This window comes from Streptomyces sp. NPDC051051 (assembly GCF_040682975.1).
Lineage (GTDB): Bacteria > Actinomycetota > Actinomycetes > Streptomycetales > Streptomycetaceae > Streptomyces.
Genome location: NZ_JBFBCB010000067.1, coordinates 13,087 through 31,355 on the forward strand (window position 1 = coordinate 13,087; position 18,269 = coordinate 31,355).

An 18,269-nucleotide genomic window follows, 5' to 3' on the forward strand; every position below is an offset into this window, starting at 1 on the left:
GGCTGTTCCCTGATCGGCAAGCGACCGCTTAGTATGCGATCGACCCCGGTCAGACGACGCAGTCCCGTGGAGGCTCCGCATGCAGGCATGGCAGGTGCACGAGAACGGCGAGCCGAGCGAGGTGATGCGGCTCGCGGACATCGAGCGGCCCACGCCCGGCGACGGCCAGGTCCTGCTCAGGGTGCGCGCCGCGAACATCAACTTCCCCGACGTGCTGATGGCCCGCGGCCACTACCAGGTCAGGCCGCCGCTGCCGTTCACCCCGGGCGTGGAGATCTGCGGCGAGACCGAGGACGGCCGCCGCGTCCTCGCCAACCCCGCGCTGCCGCACGGCGGCTTCGCCGAGTACGCCGTCGCGGACGCCGCCGCCCTGCTGCCCGCGCCGGACTCGCTGGACGACGCGGAGGCCGCCGCGCTGCACATCGGCTACCAGACGGGCTGGTTCGGCCTGCACCGCAGGGCCGGCCTCCAGGCCGGTGAGACGCTCCTCGTGCACGCCGCGGCGGGCGGGGTCGGCAGCGCGGCCGTACAGCTCGGCAAGGCGGCCGGCGCCACCGTCATCGGGGTCGTCGGCGGGCCCGGCAAGGCGGCCGTCGCCCGCGAGCTGGGCTGCGACGTGGTGATCGACCGGCGCGCCGAGGACGTGATCGCCGCCGTCAAGGAGGCCACCGGCGGCCGGGGCGCCGACGTCGTCTACGACCCGGTCGGCGGCGAGGCCTACGCCCAGTCCGCCAAGGTCGTCGCCTTCGAGGGCCGGATCGTGGTCGTGGGCTTCGCGAGCGGGACGATTCCCGGCCCCTCGCTCAACCACGCGCTGGTGAAGAACTACGCGATCCTCGGCCTGCACTGGGGCCTGTACAACACCAAGAACCCGAAGCTGGTCCAGCACTGCCACGAGCAGCTCACCGACCTGGCCGCCCGTGGCGCGATCAAGCCGCTGGTGAGCGAGCGCGTGCCGCTGGCGGAGGCCGCCGCCGCCGTCCAGCGGGTCGCCGACGGTGTCACCACCGGCCGGGTCGCCGTCGTCCCGCAGAACGGAGCCGCCGTATGACCGACGCAGCCGAACTCCGGCGCCGTACAGCCGAACTGCTGGCCGCGCACCCCCCGGCCGGCACCGACCGGCTCGACTTCCTCAAGGCCCGCTTCGACGCCGGACTCGCCTGGGTGCACTACCCCGAGGGACTCGGCGGACTCGGTGCCCCGCGCTCCCTCCAGGCCGTCGTGGACGCCGAGCTGGAGGCCGCGGGCGCCCCCGACAACGACCCGCGGCGCATCGGCATCGGCCTCGGCATGGCCGCGCCGACGATCCTCCAGTACGGCACCGAGGAGCAGAAGCGGCGCTTCCTGCGGCCCCTGTGGACCGGCGAGGAGGTCTGGTGCCAGCTGTTCAGCGAGCCCGGCGCCGGCTCCGACCTGGCCGCCCTCGGTACCCGGGCCGTCCGCGAGGACGGGGGCGACTGGGTCGTCGACGGGCAGAAGGTGTGGACCTCCAGCGCCCATGTCGCCCGCTGGGCCATCCTCATCGCCCGCACCGACCCGGACGTGCCCAAGCACCGCGGCATCACGTACTTCGTGTGCGACATGACCGACCCCGGCGTCGAGGTCCGGCCGCTGCGGCAGATCACCGGCGAGGCCGAGTTCAACGAGGTCTTCCTCACCGGCGTCCGCATCCCCGACGCCCACCGCCTCGGCGAGGTCGGCGACGGCTGGCGGGTCGCGCAGACCACGCTGAACAACGAGCGGGTCGCGATCGGCGGCATGCGGCTGCCCCGCGAGGGCGGCATGATCGGGCCCGCCGCCAGGACCTGGCGCGAGCGCCCCGAACTGCGCACCCACGACCTGCACCAGCGGCTGCTGAAGCTGTGGGTGGAGGCCGAGGTCTCCCGGCTCACCGCCGAGCGGCTGCGCCAGCAGCTCGTCGCCGGCCAGCCCGGCCCCGAGGGCGCCGGCATGAAGCTCGCCTTCGCCCGCCTCAACCAGGAGATCAGTGGCCTGGAGGTGGAACTCCTCGGCGAAGAGGGCCTGTTGTACGACGACTGGACCATGCGCCAGCCCGAACACGTCGACTTCACCGGCCGCGAGGCGGGCTACCGCTACCTCCGCTCCAAGGGCAACAGCATCGAGGGCGGGACCACCGAGGTCCTGCTGAACATCGTCGCCGAGCGCGTCCTGGGCCTGCCCACCGAGCCGCGCACCGACAAGGACGTCGCCTGGAAGGACCTCGCTCGATGACAGACCTGCTTTACACCGAGGAGGAGGAGGCGCTCCGCGCCGCGGTCCGCGACCTGCTCGGCGACCACTGCGACGCGGCCGGCGTGATCGCCCGCACCGAGTCGGACGCCCCGCACGACCTCCGGCTGTGGAAGGCGCTCGCCAGCGCGATGGGCCTCGCGGGGCTGCTGGTGCCCGAGGAACTGGGCGGCCAGGGCGCCACCCACCGGGAGGCCGCCGTCGTCCTGGAGGAACTGGGCCGCGCGGTCGCCCCCGTCCCGTACCTCACGAGCGCGGTCGTCGCCACCGAGGCGCTGCTCGCCTTCCCCCACTCTCGGCTTCGCCCGAGCGGGGGGACCCCCGTCACCGCCGACCTGCTCGGCCGGCTGTCGCAGGCCACCACGGTCGCGGCGCTCGCCGTCGGACTGCACACCGCACCGGGCGCCGCCTTCCCGACCGTACGGCTGGAGAACGGCTCCCTGCACGGGGAGTTGACCGGGATCGCCGACGCCGCCTGCGCCGACCTGCTGCTCGTCCCCGCGGACGACGGCGGGCTGTACGCGGTCGACGCCGCCGCCGTCACCGTCACCCCCCAGGTGTCCCTCGACCTGACCCGCCCGCTCGCCACGGTCACCCTCGCCGGGGCCCCCGGCCGTCGGCTCGGGGACGCCGCCCCCGCCGTGCGGCGGGCCCTGCGCGCCGGTGCCGGGCTGCTGGCGTCCGAACAACTCGGGGTATCCGACTGGGCGTTGACCGAGACCGTGCGCTACCTCAAGGACCGCAAGCAGTTCAACCGGCCCGTCGGCGGCTTCCAGGCGCTCAAGCACCGGCTCGCCCAGCTGTGGCTGGAGGTCGTCAACCTGCGGGCCGCGGCCCGGGGCGCGGCGGACGCCCTGGCGACCGGCGAGGATGTCGAGGTGGCCGTCGCCGTGGCGCAGGCGTACGCGGCGCCCGTCGCCGTCCGTGCCGCCGAGGAGGCGGTCCAGTTGCACGGCGGCATCGGGATGACGTGGGAACACCCGGCCCATCTCCACCTGAAGCGCGCGAAGGCCGACTCGATCGCCTACGGCACGGCGGGCGCCCACCGCGCCGCCCTGGCCGAACTCGTCGACCTGCAGGCCCCCTGACGGCCCCTCCGTGAAGCCCGCCCCACCCGGGGCGGGCTTCTTCGCGTGCTCGTGCGGAAGGGGTGAACGCCCGACGGCGGTCCGGCCAACTCCTGTCACGTACAGGTTCGTTGCGGCCGGACCGGATCCATACTCCCTGTGGTCCAGACCGTTCCACAGGGAGGCAGAGCATGGCCCTCATCACCCGCCGCGGAGCCCTCACCACGTTCGGCGCCGCCCTCACGGCAGTGCTGGCGCCGCCCGCCGGCAGCGCCTTCGCCGCCGAACAGCGGCACCGGCCGCGCCCGTTGTGGCACGCCCACGCCCACAACGACTACGAGCATCCCCGGCCCCTGCTCGACGCCCTCGACCACCGCTTCGGCAGCGTCGAGGCCGACATCTTCCTCGTCGACGGCCAACTGCTCGTCGCCCACGACCCGGTGGACCTCGACCCGGCCCGCACGCTCGAATCCCTCTACCTCGCCCCGCTCGCCGCCCGCGTCGAGGCCAACCACGGTTCCGTCCACCGCGGCTCGCGCACCCCCTTGCAACTGCTCGTCGACATCAAGACCGAGGGCGCGTCGACGTACCTCGAACTCGACCGCCGACTGCACCGCTACCGGCACCTGTTCACCACCTACGACCACGGCCGGGTGCGGCGCGGCCCGGTCACCGCCGTCATCTCGGGCGACCGTGCGGCCCGGGTGCCGATGGCGGCGCAGACGGTGCGCCGCGCCTTCTACGACGGCCGCCTCGCCGACCTGGGCGGCACCGACGCCTCCTTCGCCTCCCTGATCAGCGACAACTGGACACTCCACTTCACCTGGCTCGGTGTCGGCGCCTTCCCCGACGCGGAGCGGCGCAAGCTGCGCGCCCTCGTGCGGGCCGCGCACGACCGCGGGCAGAAGGTGCGCTTCTGGGCGACGCCTGACCTGGCGGGGCCGGCCCGGGAGGCGCTGTGGGGCGAACTGCTCGACGCCGGCGTCGACTACCTGAACACCGACGACCTGGCCGGCCTGGAGGCCTTCCTCGACGCCCGCGGGAAGGCGTGACCACGGCCGGTTGACCGGCCGGCCGCCCGGCCGACCGCGAACCACTCGTTCGGCGGACAGGTCAGCCGCACGGATGAACCCTCCGCTACGCCACACTTGCGGCCGAATGCCGTGAAAGCGGACGTAATGGAGGAGGTTGGCGTGGTCCTTTCCCTTTCCGTGGTGGTGTTGTTGCTGATCCTGGCGGTGATCTTCCTGCGCAACGGCGGACTGAAGGTCTCGCACGGGCTGGTCTGCCTGCTGCTCGGCTTCTTCCTGGCCGGCACCAGCATGGCCCCCACCATCCACAGCGGCCTCACGGCGACCGCCGACATCGTCGGCAGCATCCGGCCGTGAGGTCCCGCGGGAGCACCGGCTGAACCGGCCCCCGCGCGGGCCGGTTCACCGGGTGAACACCCCGATGCCGTTCGGCACGGCACGCTCCGCCCCGGCCGAGGGGTGGTTGCGCACCGACACCGTGGCCGCACCCGGCTCCCGCGCCACCAGGGTCGAGGAACCGCCGCCGTCCAGGCCGAAGCCCTCGGTCGCCCCGAGGCTCCTGAGAGCGGCCGCGACCTCGGCGACCGTCAGGCCCCTGCGGTACGCCGGCGCACCGTCGACCGCGAACAGCAGCACCCGCCGCCCGCCGTTCGCGATGCCCACCGCGGTGCGGACCGCCGAGGTCCGCGTGTCCAGGCCCGCCGACGGTCGCCCGCCGGTGAGCACCGGGTAACCGCCGAGGGCGAAGCGGTAGGCGCGCCGCGAGGCGGCCGCGAGACCGTACCGCACCGTCACCCGCTGCCCCGCGACCAGCGTCCTGAGACGCTCCGCGCCCGCCTCCCGGCCGACGAGCACCGTCGTGCCCGCCGCGATGGCGCCGCCGCCCGGCGTGGCCGAGGCGGACACCACCCGGCCCTGCCGCACCGTCACCTCGTAGGTGTCGGTGCCGCACGGCGCGGCCCGGTCGGTGTCGGTGCCGCAGGTGGCCCGCGCCCGGGAGACGCTGCCCCAGTCGGAGTTGTAGGCGCCGATGGAGTTCTCCGGCAGCGCGTACTGGTTGAGGCCGCCCAGCGGCCACCGCCGGCCGGGCGTGACGAGCGTGCCGTCGAGCGTCAGGCGGTCCAGCCGGGCCCGTCCGTCACCGCTCACGCCGAGCACGTCGTCGGTGTCCGTGCCGGGCGGCAGTTCGGGGCCGAACCGCTGTCCCGTCGGTACGGCGGCCTTGAGCACCCTGCCGTTCGCGATGGCGGGGCCCACGCTCGCGCCGGTCGCGGCGACGCCCGGATGCTGCGTCTCGGTGATGTGGAAGAAGTCCCCGTTGATGCCGGCGACGGCCTTCTGGGCGGTGGCCTGTTGGGAGACGGTGGCGCGGGCCGCGACCTTCCCCGGATGCAGCAGGCCCAGACTCGCGCGGGTGTCGGTCAGGTCTACGCCGAGCACGTGCACGTGCGTCACGCCTGCTCCCGCCTCGAGGTCGTACTGCCGGTACACCACGCCGGCCGCGATGGTGGTCCCCGTCGCCGCGCCGGCCGGCGCCGCCCCCGTCAGGGCGGCACCGGCCAGCGTGCCGAGTGCCGTCATGAGCGTCAGTGACGTTCTGCGCGTGCGAAAACGGTTCTGACCGGGTGTCACGTACCCCCCTGTCTCGTGTGGGCGGCAACCTTCTCACGGGGACCGGGGGTACCGCGGCGACGCGGACGCGAAGGCCCGGAAAGAGTGAGGGACGGCGCGGGTCCGGGTGTCGTCTCCCTGTCCGGGCGCGGGTGGAGCGGCGTTCCGTGCCGGGCGCGTCGTCACCTCTGCGGTGCGGCCCGGCTCGGCCCGGCGGCGAGGTCCGGAGGGTGAGACCCCGAGGCGACGACGGGCTCTAGCCGGCCCGTTCCACGGACACCGGCGCCGCGTAACAACGCAGAGGAACCACCTGGTCAGGGCCCCACCTCTGGTCCACGCGACCGAGGTCCCGCCAGCCGAGCCGGGCGTAGAAGGCCGCCGCCGGGTCGGTGGCCACCACGTCGAGCACGGGGTGCAGGCCGCGGGAGCGCGCCTTCTCGACGGCCCGCTCCACCAGGGCCGTTCCCGCGCCGAGCCCGCGTGCCTCGGGCGCCACGAACAGCCGGTTCACACCGACCGCCGGCACCCCGTTCCCGCGCGTCGCCCACAACGCCGGTGCCGGATCGCCGTCTTCGCCCCGGCACAGCGCGATGTGCCCGACGGTCCGTCCGTCGTGCTCGGCCACCCAGGCGGCCAGGAGCGTGGTGGGGGTGAGCCAGGCGGCGGGCTCGGCGGGCCAGTTGACCGGGTACCGGCTGTGCGCGTGCACCAGGGCCAGCGCCCTCACGCAGTCGTCCAGGTCGGCCGGCACCCGGGGCCGGACGCAGAGGGCCGGGATTTCGGCGGGGTCGGGGGTCACCGTCGTATGCAAGCACGTCGACACGTCGCGGGGCACGTGATCACGGGTGACGGGGGAGGACGGGCCACCATTGACAGCCCATCAGGTCATCCGCTCATCCGCGCGCACGGAGGTACGCCTCCAGTGCGGCCGCCCCGGACACCATGGCCCGGCCGCGCGCGGACAGCCGGGCACGCCAGTCGGCCAGGGCCGCCTCCAGCGGCTCGAGTCCGCCGGCCGACCGCACCTGGGCGATCAGCGGGGCGATCCGCTCCAGCGGGTAGCCGCCGCGGCGGAGTTGACGGGCCAGCCGCGCGTCGCGCACGTCGGCCTCGTCGTAGACGCGGTACCCGGTCCGCGGGTCGCGGCGGGGGCTCACCAGCCCTGCGCGCTCCCACTTGCGGAGGGTGGCGGAACGGATGCCGAGCCGGCCCGCCAGCGGTCCGATGAACGTGCCGCCGGCCCCGGGCGGCCCGGACGGCCCGGACAGCCCGGACGGTGCGGTCGGTCGGGTGCCGGGATCCAGGTCGCGGAGGGCGTCCTCCACGGCGCCGAGTGTCCGCCGGTCCTCGAGGAGCTCGGCGTGGCTCTCGTCGATGAGGCGGAACGCCTCGTCGGCCGCGCCCCGGTTCACCGCCCGCATGACCGCCGCCGCCGTCCGGTGGCCGTGGCCGGGCACCAGGGCCAGGAACGCGCTCAGCGCCCGCGCGTGGAGCGGCGTGTAGGTGCGGTAGCCGTGGGAGGTGCGCCCGGCGACCGGGAGGATGCCGGCCTCCTCGTAGTTCCGCACGGCCTGCGTGGACAGGCCGTGCGCGCGGGCCAGGTCGACCGGCCGGAGCCGTTCACCGTTTTGAAGGTTTTGCCTCATGATCCCGCCGATGTCGCGCAGAAGTTTCCACCGAGGGTTCAAAGATACCGTTGAAGCCATGGCTACCGACATCAAGGACACCGTGCGGACCGTCGAGGCCGCCTCCGTCATGCGGCTGCTCCCGTCCCGGCCCCGGCTGCTCGCCCTGGGCGAGCCCACCCACGGCGAGGACGCCCTGCTCGACCTGCGCAACGACCTCTTCCGGCAGCTCGTCGAGCAGGAGGGCTACCGGACGATCGCGATCGAGAGCGATTACACGAGGGGCCTGGTGGTCGACGACCACGTCACCTCCGGCAGGGGCACTCTCGACGAGGTCATGGAACGGGGATTCAGCCACGGCTGGGGGACCTCCGCGGCCAACCGCGAACTCGTCCGCTGGATGCGCGCCCACAACGAGGGCCGGCCCGCGTCCGAGCAGGTCCGCTTCGCCGGCTTCGACGGTCCGCTGGAGATCACCCACGCCGCGAGCCCCCGGCAGGCCCTCACCGCCCTCCACGCCCACCTCGCGGCCCACGTCGACCCGACCCTGCTGCCCTGCACCGCGGAGACCCTGGACGGCCTGCTCGGCGCCGACGCCCGGTGGACCGAGCCCGCCGCGATGAGGGACCCGGCCCGGTCGGTGGGAAGGTCGGCCGAGGCCGTCCGACTGCGGCTGCTCGCGGACGAGCTGACGGCCCTGCTCGACGCGCAGACCCCGCACCTGGCCACGGTGGTCGCGCCGGAGGAGCGGGACCGCGCCCGCGTGTACGGTCGTACGGCGACCGGCCTGTTGCGCTACCACTTCTGGATGGCCGACACCTCGCCGGCCCGCATGACCCGGATGGTGGGCGTGCGGGACCTGATGATGGCCGACAACCTCCTCGCCCTCGCCGAACGGGGCCCGGTGCTGGTCCACGCCCACAACGGCCGTCTCCAGCGGGAGACGAGCACCATGCGCATGGACGGGCAGCCGCTGGAGTGGTGGAGCGCCGGTGCGCTGGTGAGCGCCCGGCTCGGCGAGGAGTACGCCTTCCTGCCCACGGCCCTCGGCACGATCCGGCACCAGGGGGTGGACACCCCGCCCCCGGACACCGTCGAAGGGCACCTGTACGCGCTCCCGCAGGACCGCTGCGTCGTCGACGCCGCCCGGCTGGCGGCCGCCCTCGGCGACCCGCGGCCGGCTCCCCGGGTGTCGCCGTACTTCGGTTACGCCCCGCTCGACCCGGCCCACCTGGCCGCCGGCGACGGCATGGTGTTCGTCAAGGACGTCCCGCGCCGCTGACCGGGGCCACCACCGGGAGTTCGGGCAGGCCCGCCTGCGCCGGCCCGCCCGGTCAGCGCACCGGGTGCCCGCTGAGGACGGAGACCCGGTTGAAGGCGTTGATGGTGACCGCCACCCAGATCACCGCCGCGATCTGGTCCTCGGTGAGGGCTTCGCGGGCGTCGGCGTACGCGGTCTCCTGCGCGGCGGTGTCGGTGGGGAAGGTGGTCGCCTCCGCCAGCGCCAGGGCCGCCCGCTCCAGCGGGCTGAACAGTTCGGTCTCCCGCCACGCGGCGAGCACGCCGAGCCGCCGGGTCGACTCCCCGGCGCGCAGGGCGGCCTTGGTGTGCAGGTCGAGACAGAAGGCGCAGCCGTTGAGCTGCGAGACGCGCAGGTTGACCAGTTCCACGACGGTGCGCTCCAGGCCCGCCTCGGCGGCGGTCGCGCGCACGGCCTCGGAGGTCTGCAGGAGCGCGTGGTAGGCCTTGGGGCTCTGCTTGTCGATGAAGATCCGTCGAGTCATAGTTGAATATAAAACATTCTTGGGGAGGGTCGGGAGCACCGGACGAGAGGTGGCGCACGAGCGGTGGCCGTACGGCGGACGCTGCCGCAGCGTACCCGGTCCCCGGTCCGCCCCGACGCCCGCTCGTGCGAGGGGCGTTGTCAGTGGTGGGAGGCAGGATGGCGGGCATGACGACACCTGCCGCACAGATCGTGGATGCCGCCGCCTACGCGCAGGCGGTCGAGGACGCCGTGCGGGCGTCCGCCGCCTACTACACCGGGGGCACCTCGGTGCTGGACGACGACGCCTACGACCGGCTGGTGCGGGGCATCGCGGACTGGGAGGCCGCCCATCCCGGCCAGGTGCTGCCCGACTCGCCCAGCGGCAAGGTGGCCGGCGGCGCCGTCGAGGGCGACGTCCCGCACACGGTCGCGATGCTCAGCCTGGACAACGTGTTCTCGCCGGAGGAGTTCACCGCCTGGGCCGCCTCGCTGGCGCGGCGCGTCGGCCACGCGAGCGAGCGGTACAGCGTCGAGCCGAAGCTGGACGGCCTGGCGATCGCGGCCCGTTACACCGAAGGCCGTCTGACGCGGCTGATCACGCGGGGCGACGGGACGGCGGGCGAGGACGTCACGCACGCCGCCGGCACCGTCGAGGGCCTGCCCGAGCGGCTGACCGAGCCGGTCACCGTGGAGGTGCGCGGCGAGGTCCTGATGACGACCGCCCAGTTCGAGCACGCCAACGAGGTCCGCACCGCGCACGGCGGCCGGCCGTTCGCCAACCCGCGCAACGCCGCCGCCGGCACCCTGCGCGCCAAGGACCGCGCCTACACCGTGCCGATGACCTTCTTCGGCTACGGCCTGCTGCCCCTCGCCGACACCGAGGCCGGACTCGCCGCCACCCTCGGTGAGGCCGCCCACAGCGACCTGATGGCCCGGGCCGCGACGCTCGGCGTGAACACGACCGCCACGACGGCCGTACCCGGCGTCACCGCGGACACCGTGGAGGACGTCCTGGCCCGGGTGCGGGAGATCGCCGACCTGCGGCCGCGACTGCCCTTCGGCATCGACGGGATCGTCGTCAAGGCCGACCTGGCCGCCGACCAGCGGGCCGCCGGGTCGGGCTCCAGAGCCCCGCGCTGGGCGATCGCCTACAAGCTGCCGGCCGTCGAGAAGATCACCCGCCTGCTGGAGGTGCAGTGGAACGTGGGCCGTACCGGCGTCATCGCGCCCCGCGCCGTCCTCGCCCCGGTGGAGATCGACGGCTCCACCATCACCTACGCCACCCTCCACAACCCGGCTGACATCACCCGTCGCGACCTGCGCCTGGGCGACCACGTGACGGTCCACCGGGCGGGCGACGTCATCCCCCGCGTCGAGGCGCCCGTCGCCCACCTGCGCACCGGCGAGGAACAGCCGATCGTCTTCCCCCGGGCGTGCCCGCGCTGCGGATCGGCCATCGACACGAGCGAGCAGCGCTGGCGCTGTGAGAACGGCCGCAACTGCCACCTGGTCGCCTCCCTCTCCTACGCCGCCGGACGCGACCAGCTCGACATCGAGGGCCTCGGCCACACCCGCGTCGTGCAGCTCGTCGAGGCGGGCCTGGTGGCCGATCTCGCCGACCTGTTCACCCTCACCCGCGAGCAGCTCCTCGGCCTGGACCGGATGGGCGAGACCAGCACCGACAACCTCCTCGCCGCCATCGCCACGGCCAAGGGCAGACCGTTGGCGCGGGTGCTGTGCGCACTCGGCGTGCGCGGCACCGGACGCTCCATGTCCCGCCGTATCGCCCGGTACTTCGCCACCATGGACCTGCTGCGCGCCGCCGACGCGGAGACGATCCAGCGGGTGGAGGGCATCGGTACCGAGAAGGCCCCGTCCATCGTCGCGGAACTCGCCGAACTCGCCCCGCTCATCGACAAGCTCGCCGCGGCCGGCGTCAACATGACCGAGCCCGGCGCGACGCCGCCCGCCCCGCCGTCCGACGAGACCGGCGGCGGCACCGGGACGGCGGACGCCGCGCACGCCGCCGACACCACCGACGTCACCGCGTCGGCCGGGGGGCCGCTGGCCGGCATGACGGTGGTGGTCACCGGCGCGATGACCGGCCCGCTGGAGAAGCTCAGCCGCAACGAGATGAACGAACTCGTGGAACGGGCCGGCGGCCGCTCCTCCTCCAGCGTCTCCAGGAGGACGAGCCTGGTCGTCGCCGGGGAGGGCGCCGGTTCCAAGCGGGCCAAGGCGGAGTCCCTGGGCGTGCGGCTGGCCACCCCCGACGAGTTCGCCGTTCTCGTCGCCGACCTCGTCGGCTGACCGGGGCCGTCCCGGGCGGAGCCGGCCCCACTCCGGTCCCGCTCGGCGGGATCAGTAGTTCTTCCACTCGTTGAGCACGTACTCCAGCACCGTCGGTTCCATCAGCGTGCTCGGCCGTACGTCCTCGCGGCGGCGGTCGAGGGGGAACACCGTGGCCGCCTTCAGGACCGAGTCGTCCAGGTAGCGCAGGCGGGGGGCGTCCGGGGCCAGGCGCAGCGGCGGGGAAGCGGTGCCGCCGTGGGTGGCCAGCACGAATCCCCAGTTGCCGAAGCTCGGCACGTCGATCTGGAACTCGGTCGTGGCGTACCCGGCCGCCTCCACCGTCGCCGCGATCGACCAGAACGTCTTCGGCGCGAAGAACGGCGACCCGCTCTGCACCATGACCTGGCTCCGCGGCGTGAGGACCTGGCCGAGCAGGGTGTAGAACTCCACCGAGTACAGCTTGGCCAGCGCCGCCGTGTCCGGGTCCGGGAAGTCGATGATCACCGCGTCGTACCGCTGCCGGACGCCGCGCAGCCAGTTGAAGGCGTCGGCGTTGACCACCTGGACCCTGGGATCGGCGAACGACCCGCCGTTCAGCTCGCGCAGCGGTGCGAAGTCACGGGCCAGCTTCGTCATCGCCGGGTCCAGCTCGACGAGCGTCACGTGCCGCACGTCGTCGTAGCGCAGCACCTCGCGCAGGGCGAGCCCGTCGCCGCCGCCCAGGATCAGCACGTCGCCACGTCCCTCCGACAGCGCGGGGTGCACCAGCGACTCGTGGTAGCGGTACTCGTCGACGGAGCTGAACTGGAGGTCCCCGTTGAGGAAGAGGCGCATGTCCGCACCGCCGGTGAAGGCGGTGGAGCGGGTGACGACGATCTCCTGGTACGGCGTCGTCTCGGCGTGCACGATCGGGTCCTGGTACATCTGCTGCCGCGCGGTGACCTCCAGGTCGTCCGCCAGGACGTACGCCGTGCCGAGCACGGCCAGGACCGCCGTCACGCCGGAGAGCAGGCCGACCTGGACGAAACGCCGGGTCTGCCGGCGGAAGATGAACAGCACCACGATGACGCCGGCCACCGCGTTGACCGCGCCGACCACCAGCGCGCCCCGCAGCTGTCCGAACGTCGGCAGGAGCAGCAGCGGGAAGCACAGCCCGCCCACCAGCGCCCCGATGTAGTCGACGGCGAACATGTCGGCGACGGCGCTGCCCGCCTCCTGCCGCCGGATCCGTTGCAACAGCGTCATCAGCAGCGGGATCTCGGCCCCGATGAGGAGGCCGACCACCAGCGTGATCACGATCATCGCCGGGGTGTACAGCTGGAGCCAGGCGAACGCCGCGTACAGCACCAGCACGGACAGTCCGCCGACCAGCGCCAGCGCCCCCTCGACGACCGCGAACGCGCCGACCGCGCGGCGGCGCAGCGGTTTGGCGGCGAGCGAGCCGAGACCCATCGCGAAGACCATCACGGAGATGACCACGGAGGTCTGGAGCACGGAGTTGCCGATGAGGTAGCTGCCCAGCGCGGTGAGCGCCAGCTCGTAGACGAGGCCGCAGGCGGCACAGAGGAAGACGGCGAGCAGCAGGAGGAAGCGCGCCCCCCGGGTGTGCCGGACGGCCGGGGGGCGGGAGGGGGCCGCTGCGCCGGGGCCCCGAAGTGCGGTGGTGCTCACGGGTGCGGTGCTTATGACAGTGCCGCGCCGACCATGAACGCGGTGCCGAGGTACATTCCGGCCTGGACCCAGGCGGCCGGGTGCGGACGGCCGTCGCTGCTGTCGTCGAGCGCGACCGCGCCCATCTGCCCCGGCGTGAGGTGGCCGATCACGATGCCGACCAGCGTCATCACCAGCACCCCGGCGAGGCCGTACAGGAGCGTGCTCAACAGGCCGTAGCCCAGGCCCTCCTCGGACTCGCTGGCCCGGATGGCCTCCATGACGACCAGACCCACGGCGATCGACTGACTGCCCAGCAGCACCGCCGCGCCGCGGTTGCGGTCCGTCCACACCACGTGGAAGAGCTTGCCGGGTGTGACGAGGTCGAGGGCGATGAAGCCGACGGCCATCACCGCGAGGCCCACGACTCCGTAGAGCAGGGCCTGGCCCGTCGACTCGAAGATCTCGGTCACTGTGTTGCCTTTCTTGACGGCGGCGTCGGGGTCGGGTGATGCGTCACGCGTGGAGCCGGTCCACCGGTGTCACTTGCCCTCGCCGGGGCCGCCGCCGCGGAAGCTGGCGCTGTCCGGGTTCGGCCAGTAGGTGAGGTGCGTGCCGTGCCGGTGGTAGCCGTTGCGGTAGTCCTCGATCTCGATCCGGCTGCCGCTCCGGTACGGCGACACGGTGACCATGTCGTCGCCGTAGCGCAGGAACTCCATGCTCCCGCCGGACGCGCGGTCGAGGGCCGCGCGGTGCCCGTGGATGGCGTCGGCCACCTGCGTCGGGGTCTTGCTGGGAACGACCCAGTCCGCGCCGCTCTCGGTGTACGTGTCGCGTATCCAGCCGCGCGGCACCCCGTCGTCGCCGTCGGAGGAACAGGCGGCCAGCAGGGCGACGGCCAGCACGGCCGCCACCGCTGCGCGGACGAGTCGGGCGCTCTTCATCGGGCCTCCAGCCGCGTGTACGTCGATACGATCTGGCCGTGCTGCGGATAGGTGTGCCAGGTGCGCCAGACCAGCCCGCCGCCGGACGGTCCGTCGGCCGCCTCGACGACGACGGCCGTCAGCGCCTCCGGCGATCCGGGGAAGATCCCGCACAGGCTGTCGGGGTTGTCGGCGACCTGACGGCGGATCCCCGCCACCAGACCGCTGAAGGCCGCGGGGTCCAGTCGTCGGGTGTCGGCCGTGAAGGCGTAGTTCCATCCGGGCAGTTGACGGGTGTACGTCCCGGGCAGGCCCTTCACGGACCCCAGCAGGCACGCCACGGTCTCCCGTACGGGACCGGCGAAGACCTGGTGCGAGGCGCCGAGCAGCCGCAGACGGACGTCGAGCCCGCCCACGGTCGTCTCGTGCTCGGCGAGGGCCGGCCGTTCGTCCAGGTCCAGCGAGAAGCAGAGCTGGCCCGCGTCCGTGTCCAGGTAGGGGGCGTCCAAGGCTATGGCGTGCAGGTGGACCCCCCCGGTCGGATCTTGCTATAAGCGGCGCCGAGTATGACACATGTGGCGCAAGGGGTTTCACGCGCGGGGGAGGAACGATCGGTTCCCCGTCCCCGGCGCTGCCCGCCGGGGCGACCGCGGGGGACCCCGCCCGGCCCGCCCGGTGAGAGGACGAACCGCCTTACCGGGAAGGGGGGTTCGAGCAGACGGCCGCCCGGTCCTCGGAGCGGCCGGCGCCGGTGCTCACCGAGGCGCCGGCCGGTCGCGGACCCAGCCGAGCAGCAGCACCGAACACACCGCCGCGAAGGCGCACCAGGTGGAGACGAACTCCAGCCGCCACAGCGTCCAGCAGATCAGCGCGCCCACGGCGACGAAGATCCCCAGCACCAGCAGACGCCGGTCGCCGGAGAGCAGCAGGGAACCCACCGTGGCCGGCAGATAGCCGACGACGAGAAGGGCGGGACGGGGCAGGTCGCTCGCATAGCCGATCGTGTGCCCCCGGATCTCGGCCGTGACGGGGCCGACGGCCGGCACGTACGCGAGGCCGGCGGCGGTCGCGACGCCGACCGCGAGGACGCAGCCGAGTCCGCGCCGGGTGCGCGGCGGAGCGGCGCACCACACCCCCGCGGGCACCCACACCGCCGGCAACGGCAGCGCGATGACGGCCCAGGTGACGGTGGCGGGTACGCCGCCACCGTCCGCGTTCCAGACCATCGCCTCGACGATCTGATGGGCCCCGAGCAGGAGGGGCAGCGCGGCGAGCGGCAGGTCCCGCACCCGGCGCACCCGCGCCACACAGGCCGCGCCGACGGCGGTGATTCCGGCGCCCGCCAACAGATCGGCCGTCGCACTCCCACACATGACGCCACCATCGAGTCGGCCGTCGCGCGCCTCGGCACGCCCTGGTTGTGCGGGCCACGCTACGTCGCGCCGTGGCGAGGGCGGGGCGGACCGCGCCGGGCGCGACCTTCGTACCGGGTAGGGCCTGCGCGCCCGTCAGGGTGAACCCGCTCGGGGTCTCCGGCATCCCGTGCGTGATCTGGTCGGCCCCCGGCGCGCCAGGCCGTCCCGACCTCGCAGGGGCGTCCGGACGGGGCCCGTACGCGGTCGGCCGCCCCGCGACGCGCCGCCCGCGCTGCCCCGCCCGCGCCGCGCCGCCCCGCAACACGCCAACGTACGGCCGATACCGCCGGGCCGCCGACCTGTCGAGCATATTGTCCGGAATATGAATAAATGCCATCTCGTGTACCTTGCGTGCACCGCCGCGGTCGTGGGGGCAGGCCTCGGCGCCGCCCCGGCGTCCGCCGGCCACATGACCCATGTGGTCCACGCGGGACAGTCGATCCAGAAGGCGGTGGACGCCGCCGCGCCCGGTGACACGGTGCTGATCGCCCCGGGCACCTACCGGGAGAGCGTCACGGTGACCACCCCCGGACTGACCCTGCGCGGCGTGGGCCGGGGCGTGGTGATCCGGCCGGCCGCAGCCAAGGCCACCAAGACCACCGCCAAGTCCACGGGCGGGGCCGCCGCCAAGGCCGCCGACACCTGCGCCGCGGCCGGCAACGGCATCTGCGTGGTGGGGAAGAAGAACCGCAAGCTCGAGGACGTCACCCTCGCCTCCCTGACCGTCACCGGCTTCACCCGCAGCGGCGTGTACGCCGTCGACACCGACAGGCTGACGGTGCGCAAGGTGACCGCGCTGAAGAACGGGGTGTGGGGCATCGCCCAGGAGGCGTCGGTGCGCGGTGTGTTCCGGGGCAACACCGCCCGGGACAACGGCGACGCGGGCCTCTTCCTCGCCAACACGATCACCACCGAGCAGGGTGCCACCGACACCGGCGGCACGCTCGTCGAGCGCAACCGGCTGGAGGGCAACCGGATCGGCGTGACCGTCCGCCGGCTGCGCAACCTCACCGTCGCGGAGAACCACGTCACCGGCAACTGCGCGGGCGTGTTCGTCGTCGGCGACGAGAACAAGCCCAAGGCCGGCGCGGTGACCGTCGCCGCGAACCGCATCGTGCGCAACAACAAGTCCTGCCCGAAGACCGCGCGGCTGGACGCCCTGCAGGGCTCCGGCGTCGTCATGACCGGCACCGAGGACACCCTGGTGACCCAGAACGTCATCCGGGACAACGCCGGAAAATCCCCGCTGTCCGGCGGCATCGTCCTGTTCAAGAGCTTCGTCGGCACCACCAGCGAGCGGAACCGGATCAGCGACAACGAGCTGAGCGGCAACCTCCCGGCCGACCTCGTCGACCAGGAGACCGCCAAGGCCAACACCTTCGAGGCCAACTCCTGCCAGGTCTCCAGGCCCGCGGGCCTGTGCTGACCGGAAGGCCGTGACCACCCGTGAACACGACGAAGAGGAAAGGCGGCACATGACGACCGCAGAAACTGCCCCGGCGCCGTCCATGCGGCTGCGGGAGCTGGTGTTCGGGGCGGCCTGTGCCGCCGCCCTGCGCGCGACGGCCCGCCTGGGCGTCGCCGACGCCCTCGGCGACAGCCCCATGGCCGTGGAGGACCTCGCGGCCGCGGTGAAGGTTGAACCCAAGCCCCTGCGACGGCTGTTGCGGGCCGTCTCCTGCTACGGCGTCTTCGCCGAGCAGGGCGACGGGACCTTCGCGCACACCGAGATGTCCCGGCTGCTGCGCGAGGACGACCCGCACAGCCTGCGCTACATCACCCTGTGGTGCACCGAGCCGTGGACCTGGGACGCCTGGCCGAAGCTCGACGAGGCCGTGCGCACCGGCCACAACGTCGTCGAGGACCTGTACGGCAAGGAGTTCTTCACCTACCTCAACGAGGACGCCCCCGAATCCGCCCTCGTCTTCAACCGGGCCATGACGACCTCCAGCGCGCAGTCCGCGCGGGACGTCGCAGACCTCCTCGACCTGTCGGGGAGCGCCTCGGTCGCCGACATCGGAGGCGGCCAGGGGCACGTGGTGGCGAGCCTGCTGGAGAAGTACCCGGCCCTGCACGGGACGCTGCTCGACCTGCCCCGCGTGGTGGAGAACGCCGACCCGCGGCTGCGTCCCGGCGGCGCGCTCGCGGACCGGATGCGCGTCGTGCCCGGCGACTGCCGCGAGGCCGTCCCCGTCCAGGCCGATGTGTACATCATCAAGAACATCCTGGAGTGGGACGACGACAGCACCGCCCGGACCCTGCGCAACGTCATGGCGGCGGGCGGGCCCGGCGCACGGGTCGTCGTCATCGAGAACCTCGTCGACGACTCGCCCTCGATGCGCTTCAGCACCGCCATGGACCTGCTGCTGCTCCTCAACGTGGGCGGCGCGAAGCACACCACCGAGAGCATGGTGAGCCGGCTGACCGGGGCGGGCCTGGTCATCGACGACATCCGGCCGGTCAACCCCTACCTGCACGCGTTCGACTGCACCGTGCCCGCGTGACACCCCCGGACCGACGGCGGCCGGCCCCGCGCATGTCGCGGCTGAAGTGCCGACTCCAGTTCGTAGTTGCGGTCGAAGTGGTCCTCGAGCGGGCGCTTGTTGCGCCCGGTGATCATGAGGACGTCGTCGAGACCGG

The 18,269-nt window shown here is 73.4% G+C and carries 18 protein-coding genes and 1 pseudogene; 9 read left to right on the forward strand and 10 right to left on the reverse strand.

Features of this window, described 5'->3' with window-relative positions; genetic code table 11:
* The first annotated feature begins 79 nt into the window (after positions 1 to 79).
* From AB0N31_RS32805 to AB0N31_RS32825, 5 genes are all read left to right on the forward strand, one after another.
* Positions 80 to 1,051 carry an NADPH:quinone oxidoreductase family protein gene (locus AB0N31_RS32805; protein ID WP_366062139.1) on the forward strand — a complete coding sequence of 324 codons (972 nt, stop codon included), beginning with the start codon at positions 80 to 82 and terminating at the stop codon, positions 1,049 to 1,051.
* The gene (locus AB0N31_RS32810) at positions 1,048 to 2,232 is read left to right on the forward strand and encodes an acyl-CoA dehydrogenase family protein (RefSeq protein WP_366062140.1); all 1,185 of its coding nucleotides are present in this window, start codon (positions 1,048 to 1,050) and stop codon (positions 2,230 to 2,232) included. The genes AB0N31_RS32805 and AB0N31_RS32810 overlap by 4 nt, the downstream gene beginning before the upstream one ends.
* Complete coding sequence (locus tag AB0N31_RS32815) at positions 2,229 to 3,338, forward strand: acyl-CoA dehydrogenase family protein (protein ID WP_366062141.1); 1,110 nt, start codon at positions 2,229 to 2,231, stop codon at positions 3,336 to 3,338. The genes AB0N31_RS32810 and AB0N31_RS32815 overlap by 4 nt, the downstream gene beginning before the upstream one ends.
* Positions 3,339 to 3,508: 170 nt before the next feature.
* Positions 3,509 to 4,369: a phosphatidylinositol-specific phospholipase C/glycerophosphodiester phosphodiesterase family protein gene (locus AB0N31_RS32820; RefSeq protein WP_366062142.1), complete on the forward strand. Its 861-nt coding sequence runs from the start codon at positions 3,509 to 3,511 to the stop codon at positions 4,367 to 4,369.
* A 141-nt stretch (positions 4,370 to 4,510) separates the two neighbouring features.
* Positions 4,511 to 4,705 (forward strand): hypothetical protein, encoded by a 195-nt coding sequence (locus AB0N31_RS32825; RefSeq protein ID WP_366062143.1) that lies wholly within the window; start codon positions 4,511 to 4,513, stop codon positions 4,703 to 4,705.
* 45 nt (positions 4,706 to 4,750) lie between these two features.
* Here AB0N31_RS32825 and AB0N31_RS32830 read toward each other — a convergent pair whose 3' ends face one another.
* From AB0N31_RS32830 to AB0N31_RS32840, 3 genes are all read right to left on the reverse strand, one after another.
* Positions 4,751 to 5,929, reverse strand: a complete 1,179-nt coding sequence (locus AB0N31_RS32830; RefSeq protein ID WP_366062144.1) for a phosphodiester glycosidase family protein — start codon at positions 5,927 to 5,929, stop codon at positions 4,751 to 4,753.
* A gap of 286 nt (positions 5,930 to 6,215) precedes the next feature.
* On the reverse strand, positions 6,216 to 6,758 hold the full coding sequence (locus AB0N31_RS32835) for a GNAT family N-acetyltransferase (protein ID WP_366062145.1): 543 nt from the start codon (positions 6,756 to 6,758) through the stop codon (positions 6,216 to 6,218).
* A 94-nt stretch (positions 6,759 to 6,852) separates the two neighbouring features.
* Complete coding sequence (locus AB0N31_RS32840; RefSeq protein WP_366062146.1) at positions 6,853 to 7,605, reverse strand: TioE family transcriptional regulator; 753 nt, start codon at positions 7,603 to 7,605, stop codon at positions 6,853 to 6,855.
* 58 nt (positions 7,606 to 7,663) lie between these two features.
* On the opposite strand from AB0N31_RS32840, the gene AB0N31_RS32845 reads away from it, so the two are divergent.
* Positions 7,664 to 8,866, forward strand: a complete 1,203-nt coding sequence (locus AB0N31_RS32845) for an erythromycin esterase family protein (RefSeq protein ID WP_366062147.1) — start codon at positions 7,664 to 7,666, stop codon at positions 8,864 to 8,866.
* Positions 8,867 to 8,918: 52 nt separating this feature from the next.
* Here AB0N31_RS32845 and AB0N31_RS32850 read toward each other — a convergent pair whose 3' ends face one another.
* Positions 8,919 to 9,368, reverse strand: a complete 450-nt coding sequence (locus AB0N31_RS32850) for a carboxymuconolactone decarboxylase family protein (protein WP_366062148.1) — start codon at positions 9,366 to 9,368, stop codon at positions 8,919 to 8,921.
* Between the two features lie 167 nt (positions 9,369 to 9,535).
* On the opposite strand from AB0N31_RS32850, the gene ligA reads away from it, so the two are divergent.
* Positions 9,536 to 11,659 carry an NAD-dependent DNA ligase LigA gene (gene ligA / locus AB0N31_RS32855; RefSeq protein ID WP_366062149.1) on the forward strand — a complete coding sequence of 708 codons (2,124 nt, stop codon included), beginning with the start codon at positions 9,536 to 9,538 and terminating at the stop codon, positions 11,657 to 11,659.
* Between the two features lie 51 nt (positions 11,660 to 11,710).
* Here ligA and AB0N31_RS32860 read toward each other — a convergent pair whose 3' ends face one another.
* The 5 genes from AB0N31_RS32860 to AB0N31_RS32880 all read right to left on the reverse strand — a co-directional run bounded on the left by AB0N31_RS32860 (position 11,711) and on the right by AB0N31_RS32880 (position 15,587).
* Complete coding sequence (locus AB0N31_RS32860) at positions 11,711 to 13,312, reverse strand: polyamine aminopropyltransferase (protein WP_366062150.1); 1,602 nt, start codon at positions 13,310 to 13,312, stop codon at positions 11,711 to 11,713.
* A gap of 11 nt (positions 13,313 to 13,323) precedes the next feature.
* Positions 13,324 to 13,764, reverse strand: coding sequence for a DUF350 domain-containing protein (locus AB0N31_RS32865; RefSeq protein ID WP_366062151.1), 441 nt, complete (start codon positions 13,762 to 13,764; stop codon positions 13,324 to 13,326).
* A gap of 69 nt (positions 13,765 to 13,833) precedes the next feature.
* Positions 13,834 to 14,235, reverse strand: coding sequence for a DUF4247 domain-containing protein (locus AB0N31_RS32870; RefSeq protein WP_366062152.1), 402 nt, complete (start codon positions 14,233 to 14,235; stop codon positions 13,834 to 13,836).
* Positions 14,232 to 14,723, reverse strand: a complete 492-nt coding sequence (locus AB0N31_RS32875) for a DUF2617 family protein (protein ID WP_366062154.1) — start codon at positions 14,721 to 14,723, stop codon at positions 14,232 to 14,234. Before AB0N31_RS32875 ends, AB0N31_RS32870 begins: the two co-directional genes overlap by 4 nt.
* A gap of 246 nt (positions 14,724 to 14,969) precedes the next feature.
* Positions 14,970 to 15,587 (reverse strand): DUF6629 family protein, encoded by a 618-nt coding sequence (locus AB0N31_RS32880; RefSeq protein ID WP_366062155.1) that lies wholly within the window; start codon positions 15,585 to 15,587, stop codon positions 14,970 to 14,972.
* Positions 15,588 to 15,951: 364 nt separating this feature from the next.
* Here AB0N31_RS32880 and AB0N31_RS32885 point away from each other — a divergent pair, with 364 nt between their 5' ends.
* A complete protein-coding gene (locus tag AB0N31_RS32885) occupies positions 15,952 to 17,055 on the forward strand; it encodes a right-handed parallel beta-helix repeat-containing protein (RefSeq protein ID WP_366062156.1) in 1,104 nt (367 codons plus the stop codon).
* Positions 17,056 to 17,104: 49 nt separating this feature from the next.
* Positions 17,105 to 18,133, forward strand: a complete 1,029-nt coding sequence (locus AB0N31_RS32890) for a methyltransferase (RefSeq protein WP_366062157.1) — start codon at positions 17,105 to 17,107, stop codon at positions 18,131 to 18,133.
* A 35-nt stretch (positions 18,134 to 18,168) separates the two neighbouring features.
* Here AB0N31_RS32890 and AB0N31_RS32895 read toward each other — a convergent pair.
* Positions 18,169 to 18,269 (reverse strand): annotated as a pseudogene (locus AB0N31_RS32895) (UTP--glucose-1-phosphate uridylyltransferase); the annotation flags it as partial.